This is a genomic window from Streptomyces tanashiensis (assembly GCF_014648895.1).
In the GTDB taxonomy this organism is placed as follows: Bacteria; Actinomycetota; Actinomycetes; order Streptomycetales; family Streptomycetaceae; genus Streptomyces; species Streptomyces tanashiensis.
The window spans coordinates 1-6,885 of record NZ_BMRZ01000042.1 but is presented as its reverse complement, the minus strand read 5'-3'; the positions used below and the strand labels follow the sequence as shown (position 1 = coordinate 6,885).

Annotated in this window: 4 protein-coding genes and 1 pseudogene; 1 reads left to right on the top strand and 4 read right to left on the bottom strand. The window is 71.6% G+C overall.

Going from position 1 to position 6,885, the window contains the following annotated elements:
* Positions 1–114, top strand: a pseudogene (locus IE237_RS40275) (ABC transporter permease); the annotation flags it as partial.
* Positions 115–220: 106 nt separating this feature from the next.
* Here the strand turns inward: IE237_RS40275 and lysA are convergent.
* The 4 genes from lysA to IE237_RS41470 all read right to left on the bottom strand — a co-directional run.
* Positions 221–1,564, bottom strand: a complete 1,344-nt coding sequence (gene lysA / locus IE237_RS40270) for a diaminopimelate decarboxylase (protein WP_229844288.1) — start codon at positions 1,562–1,564, stop codon at positions 221–223.
* 15 nt (positions 1,565–1,579) lie between these two features.
* Positions 1,580–1,984, bottom strand: a complete 405-nt coding sequence (locus IE237_RS40265) for an SAV_915 family protein (RefSeq protein ID WP_189807191.1) — start codon at positions 1,982–1,984, stop codon at positions 1,580–1,582.
* 237 nt (positions 1,985–2,221) lie between these two features.
* Positions 2,222–2,701 carry a hypothetical protein gene (locus IE237_RS40260; RefSeq protein WP_189807190.1) on the bottom strand — a complete coding sequence of 160 codons (480 nt, stop codon included), beginning with the start codon at positions 2,699–2,701 and terminating at the stop codon, positions 2,222–2,224.
* 26 nt (positions 2,702–2,727) lie between these two features.
* A partial coding sequence (locus IE237_RS41470; RefSeq protein WP_189807189.1) for a DUF6531 domain-containing protein occupies positions 2,728–6,885 on the bottom strand: 4,158 nt, incomplete at its 5' end.

Here is a 6,885-nt window from a genome sequence, read left to right as displayed (position 1 = left end):
CTGCTGGGCACCGAGATCGGCCACAACGGCTGGCTCGCCCTCGGCTGGTGCCTCGCCCTCGCCACCCTCGGCTACTTCTGGTCCAAGGCGGTGTTCAACCGCGACCCCAAGTGACCCGGACGATGAGCACACGGGCCGGCGCCCGTAGCCCCGTCCCGCCCGAGGGCGGCGTCACCCGACAACACGTCGGCGTACGCCGCCCTCGCCCGCGTAGTGGGCGCTAGAGGCCGACGTCGCGGCGGTTCATGTCGTCGAGCGACTCCCGGCGTACGAGCGTGCGCGCGGTGCCGTCCTTCACGGCGACGACGGGCGGCCGGCCGACCAGGTTGTAGCCGGAGGCCATGGACAGGTGATACGCGCCGGCCACCGGGACGGCCAGCAGGTCTCCCGGGTGGACGTCCTCGGGCAGCGGAACCCCGTCCGCCAGGACGTCGCCGGCCTCGCAGTGACGGCCGACGACCGTGACGAGGCGTGGCTCCGCCGTGGAGTGCCGGCCGATCAGACGGGGTGCGTAGCGGACGCCGTAGAGCGCGGGCCGGGGGTTGTCGCTCATGCCTCCGTCGACGGCGACGAAGGTGTGCGATCCGGTGCGCTTGACGGCGAGGACCCGGTAGACGCAGACGCCCGCGGGTCCGACGACCGCACGGCCCGGCTCGATCGTCAGCCGGGGTACGGGCAGCTTCACCTTGGCGCAGCCGTCCCGCAGTTCGGCCCGCACGCGCGCCGCGAGCTGCGGCACGTCGAGGCTCTCCTCGCCGGGCCTGTAGGCGATGCCGTGGCCACCGCCGATGTTCAGCTGCGGCAGCTCGACGCGGTGCTGCTCCCTGATCCGCGCCATCAGGCCGACCATGCGGCGTACGGCGGCGACGTACGGCTTGACGGTGGTGATCTGCGAGCCGATGTGGCAGTGCAGTCCGACGAGTTCCAGGCGGGGCTGGCCGAGCACCCTGGCGACCGCGTGCTGCGCGGAGCCGTCCGTGAGGGACAGGCCGAACTTCTGGTCCTCGGTGCCGGTCCGCACCTTGGCGTGCCCGCCCGCCGCGATGCCGGGCACGACGCGCAGCATGACCTGCTGGCGAGAGCCGAGCGGCACGATCGCCGCGAGGCGCGCGATCTCCGAGGCGCTGTCGACGACGATCCGCCCGACGCCCAGGCGCACGGCGGTGCCGAGGTCCTCGGGGCTCTTGGCGTTGCCGTGCAGGACGATCTTCTCGGGCGGGAAGCCGGTGGTGACGGCGAGCATGAGCTCGCCCGCCGAGCACACGTCCAGGCCCAGGCCCTCCTCCTGCACCCAATGGACCATGGCGCGGCAGAGGAAGGCCTTCGCGGCGTAGACGACGTCGGCTTCGGGGAACGCCGTGCGATACGTGCGGCAGCGCTCCCTGACCTCCTCCTCGTCCAGTACGTAGACGGGGGTGCCGAACCGACCCGCGGTCTCGGCGAGCGACACACCGGCGACCGTGACGTCCCCGCTGTGCTCGGGGCGGGCGGAACGCGGCCAGATCGACGGTCCGCCCGCTTCGTGGGATGCGGGGGGCGGCACCTGGGGTGCCGTAAGGGACACGGACACGACGTCTCCTCAGCCGATCAAGAGGTTGATGCACGCGATGACGGCGGCGGCACCCGCCACCCGCAGGACGCCCACGTGCTGGGGGTCCCAGGTCCGCCGGGAGCCGTCGTCGTCACTGGCCGTGGAGGCCGCGGGGGCGGTGAACTGAGGGTCGACGGTGAGGGCGGTGACACCCAGGGGTGCCACGAGGGCGCGCAGTGCGGGCTCGGAGAGCCTGACGCAGGCGTGGTCGGGGCCGAGGGTCGCGGCGAGTCCGGCCTCGGAGGTGAAACCGACGGCCGTGCGGTCACCCAGGGGCGTACGGAAGAGGCGGGCGCTACAGCCCGCGGGTCCCGACCGGACGGGGACGAGAAGAGGTCCGGCCGGGACGCGTTCGGAAGGCTCGGGGTCCTCGGAGTACTCGACATCGGACATGGCAGTGCCTCTCGCGGAAGGAGAAGGAGGTGCGGTGTCGCGCGGCCGGTCGGCCGTGCGTCCTCCGAGACGAAGCTATGCCCGCCGGGCCGGGGTGCGGTCACCTCACTGACGCGTGCTTGACGGGATCGCCCGGCTTGGTAACGCCCTCCTGACGGTCGGTGCGCCGCGGCGCCGGACGGCCCGCCCACGGTGAGTGCGGTGGTGGTCTCGACTCGACCGCCGACGACCGACCGGTCAGTCCGTCCGGTACTTCTCGTCGGCCACGAGCACGGAGGTGAAGTGGACCGGCAGGCCGTTCTCGTCCCTCGGCACCTCCTGGGAGGTGTCCCGGGTGAAGGCCAGGGTGACGCCGGGGATGTAGGGGGCTCGCGGGTCGTCGTTGTTGACGGTCCAGCCCTTGCGGGCCGCGTGGGCGAGGATCTCGTCGGCGGGAGTGCGGAAGACGTCCAGGCCGTCCAGAAGGACCTGGACGTCGGGGTCCTCGTCCTCGTCGGGGCCCCAGACGGTGACGGCGGTGACCCGGTGGTCGCGTTCCAGGGCGGCCTGGAAGCCGATGCCGTCGTACTCGGCGGAGACGAGATCGAAGTCGCGTACCGCGTCGGCCGGGTACACCCGGGGAGCGCCCCATGCCGAGACCGCGGCGATCGTTTCGTCGAGCGTCATTCCCAGCCGGACGGGAGCCACGCCGCGGGGCGGGTCGAGGACGAACTCCATGAGGGGACCTTTCTGATGGGTTGCGATCATTTCAGTATGTCGTAGTCGATCGTCCAGCCCCGGCGCTCCAGCATCGCCTGGAACTTCCTGTTGTCCTTGAGGCTCTCGACCATGTCGGCAATGTGCTTGTCGTACTTGTCGCCGTACTTGGCCCGGACCTCGTCGATGTCCATCTTCATGGCCAGGTCCCAGCGTCCCGCGTCGATGTGGGCCCGCTGGTCGGCACGCCACTGGACGGAGTGCGCCCAGGAGCCGGTCGAGGACATGTCCCGGTGGTCGGCCTTCTCCATGCGGATCGCCGGGCCCATGCCGGCGTCGTTGATGAAGCCCTCCTCGTCGAGGTGGGCGTAGGAGGCCTTGGCCGGGATGTGGTTGATCTCCATCTTGACCGGGTACTTCGGCTTGTCGTTCTCGTCCTTGAGGTTGGCCGGGGTCATGCCTCCGTACCAGCCGCCGTCCTCGGTACATCCCTTGGCTATGAGGCCCAGGGGGTCGGTGAGGGTCCAGGGGTTGGTGACGTAGGCGACCGGGTTCGCCGCGGGTGCCAGGCCCAGGGGGTCGGGGCTCGCGTACCGGGCCGTCTCCGGGTCGTAGTGGCGCAGGTGGTTGTAGTGCAGGCCCGTCTCGGAGTCCTCGTACTGACCGGGAAGGCGCAAGGGCGTGTAGGCCGTCGCCGTGCGGTTCCACCGGGTGCTGCCCCATGTCGTCCTCCGGGACTGCCACGCCACGTCGCCGTCCCCGTCGACCAGTTCGGTGGGGGCGCCGACCAGGTCGGTGACGATGGCGAAGAACCGTGTGTCGTAGGCGTCCTGTCCGGTGCTCCGCGGGCGGCGTTCGAGCTGGCTCAGCGGGCGGTGGTCATGGGCGTCGTACTCCCAGGTGACCGTGGTGGCGGTGGCGGTGTCCGTCTGCTCCGCGAGCCGGGTGCCGTCCCAGGTGAAGTACACCGACTGCTCGACGCTCCTCCCGTCGGGCGCCATACGGTGTTTGGCCGTCCGGCGGCCGAGCGGATCGTACGCGTAGCGCCACGTGACGCCGTCGGGCGTCCGGCACGAGGTGAGCCGGTTCTCCGCGTCCCAGGTGTACTGCCAGGTGTCCGGCTTGCGCGAGAGACGGGTCTTCTGCCGCAGCACCATGCGGCCCGCCGCGTCGTACTCGTAACGGATCCGGCCGGCCCGGAGCAGGCGGTTTCCCTCGTAGGCGCGTTCGCCCCGGGCATCGTCCCGGAGGACGCGGTCCGGCCAGTCGGCGTGGGCCTGGTTGCCGGCGGCGTCGTACGCGTACGTCTCGTCCCAGTCCTCGGCCGTGACCCGCAGGGGGCGTCCCACCGGATCGAGGTGGAAGGTGAGGTCGGTGTCGGCGAGCCGGTCGGTGATCCGTTCGAGGTGACCGTCCGCGCGGTAGCCGTAGCCGCGGGACCGTACGACCCGCTCCCCCGCGGTCACCGTGCGGGAGGAGAGCCGGCCCATGCGGTCCCAGGCCGACGCGAGCGTGACGGGCGCGGGGCCTCCGCCCAGGACACGGGCCACCTCGCGGCCCCGCTCGTCACGGGTGACGGCCATGCCGTGCCCGTCCGAGGTGAGCCCGGCTCGGCGTCCCGCCGCGTCGTGCGTGTAGTGGGACCGCGCTCCGCTCGGCGTGGTCCTGGATGTCAGCGCTCCGGCGGGGTCGTACTCGTACCGCGTGGTACGGCCGTTCACCGTCTCGGCCAGCAGCAGCCCCGTCACGTCCCGTTCGAGGACGACGGTGGACGTCGGGGACGTGAGCGTGACCGGCCGGCCGACCGGGTCGTAGCCGTAGCGGACGGTCTCACCGCCGCTGTTCTTCTCCACGACCCGGTCCATGAGGTCGTAGGCGGTCGTCACCCGCTCCCCGAGCGGAGTCGTCCGCGCAGTCGTGCGTCCGGCCGCGTCGAGTTCGTACGTCACGGTGCGGCCGTCGAAGTCGGTCTCGGCGACCAGCCGTCCGGCCACGTCGTAGGTGTAGGTCCAGGTCAGCCCCTGCGGGCCGGTCACTTCGGTGAGCCTGAGTTCCTTGTCGTAGCGGAACTCGTACCTCGCGCCGTCCGCTCCGGTCCGGGCGGCGAGTTTCCCGAAGTGGGTGTACTCGAACCGTGTGATCGCACCCGTGGGGTCCGTGTGCGAGGTGCGGTTGCCCTCGGCGTCCCACGTCCACGTCTCCGTGCCGCCGTCCGGGCGCGTGGCGCGGGTGGCCCAGCCTTCGGTGCTCCACTCCGTGGTGTGCTCCGCGCCCAGCGGGTCGGTGCCCCTCACGGGTCGGCCGAAGGCGTCACGCGTGAGGCGGTACGTGTGGCCCAGGGGATCGGAGTGGCTGAGGGTGAGGCCGGCCGAGTCGTGGGTCATGCGGTGCGTGGCACCCGAAGGGTCCGTGCGTGAGGTGAGCGCGCCCCGTTCCCCGTAGGCGGAGCGGGTGGTGGAGCCGTCGGGGGCGATGACCGCGGTGCGGTTGCCCCGCGCGTCGTACTCCTGCCGCCAGACGCTGCCGTCGGGGCCGGTGACGGTGACGGGCAGGTTCAGTTCGTTGTACGAGGTCTCCGTCCGGGTCCCGTCGGGGCGGGTGACGGACGTGAGGTTGTCGCGCTCGTCCCAGGTGAACGTCGCGGAGCGGCCGAGTGGGTCGGTCCGCGCGAGCAGGTTGTCGTAGGCGTCCCACTGCCGGTACACGGTGTGTCCGAGCGGGTCGGTCTCCGCGACGACCTGGCCGAGTTCGTTGAACCGGGACGTGGTGACCGCTCCGGTGGCATCCGTGAAGCGGGTGACCCGCTCGGTGGTGTCGTAGGAGAAGCGGGAGGAGAGGAAGCCGTCGGGGCCCACGGTCTCCACGACCCGGCCGTGCGGATCGTAGACGTAGCGGTACGCCGAACCCAGGCGGTCGGTCCACGACGTGACCCGGCCCGCGTCGTCGTAGGTGAAACGCAGGGCGGCGACCTCGCCGTCGCTGCCCCGGGCGTCGGAGACGGCGGCGAGCCGGTCCTCGGAGTCGTAGGAGAACTCGCTGAGGACCCGCAGGCCCTCGGCGCTTCGCAGGCCGAGTCCGGTCACGCGCCCTCGGTCGTCCGCAGTGACAGCGACCTGGTAGCCGCCGCTGTGGACGACGCCGACGGGGGTGCCGACGGCGTCCCGCTGGATGCCGATGGTGTTGCCGTTGCGGTCTTCGATACGGCTCAGCCAGTAGAAGCGGTCGCCGTGGTACGGGTTCCCGGTGAACAGACGTGTCTGCCCGGTGTGCGGCTCGTACACCGCGTAGGTGACCTCCCCGAGGCCGTCCCGGGAACGCAGGCTCAGTGCGGCCGTGCGGTTCGCCGCGACCGGCAGGAGCGTCCGGTCACCGTCGGGGAGCCTCGGGTAGAGCAGGAGGGAGCCGTCCTCGCGTACCCATGCCGTCGTCCCCGCGGCGTCGACGGAGATCTCCAGCCGCTCGTCGAGCGTGGACGCCCAGCCGGCCCCGAAGCAGACTCCGTAGTGGTACCCCGACACGTGGGTCCGCCTCAGGACGAGGGGCAGGGTGCCGGGAAGCGTCAGGTCGGTCTGCGGCAGCACCATTTCGCCGCTGGCGATGTCCACGGGGTCGGTCTTGCAGCGACGCTTGTTCAGGCTGACGCCCTTGCCGCGCGGATCGCCGAGAGCGTCCCGGGTCGAGTCGGGCGACCGGTGCCCGCCCTTGTCGCGGTCCCGGCCGGCGCTGCCGCCGCCCCCACCGCCCCCGCCGCTGCCGTTGTCGTGGTCGCCCTTGCGCTGGCGGGCGATGCGGGCGGCCGTGTCGTCGTCGTTGTTCTTGTGGTCCTTGGAGATCTGCTTGACGGCCTTGGGCAGGGTGTCACCGATGTGGTCGCCCATCGTCTTCGCGGACTTCACGAGGGCGCCCATGGCCTTCTCGATGACCGGGTCGAGGGCGTCGGCGATGTCGTCCCGGCCCTTGTTGCGGCCCTGATGCCCCTTGGCCTTGGTCAGCTTGCCCGCGGTCCTGCCGTGGATGCCGGCGCTCACACCGTTCAGCCGGGTGCCGGCCTGGTCGTGCTCGTCGTGCTCGATGTGGAAGCCCTTGCCACCACCACTACTGCCGCCGCCGCCTCCGGCGGAGGCGAGGTTCAGACCCTGCTTCGCCCCCTGCACCCCCTCGTCGAAGCCGTCCTTGCCGGCCTGCTTCGTCCGGTCGAGGTCCAC

Excerpts from the sequence above, each read along its gene's own strand:
- IE237_RS40265 (WP_189807191.1), bottom strand. The coding sequence starts at position 1,984 with ATGTCCGATGTCGAGTACTCCGAGGACCCCGAGCCTTCCGAACGCGTC.
- IE237_RS40260 (WP_189807190.1), bottom strand. The coding sequence starts at position 2,701 with ATGGAGTTCGTCCTCGACCCGCCCCGCGGCGTGGCTCCCGTCCGGCTG.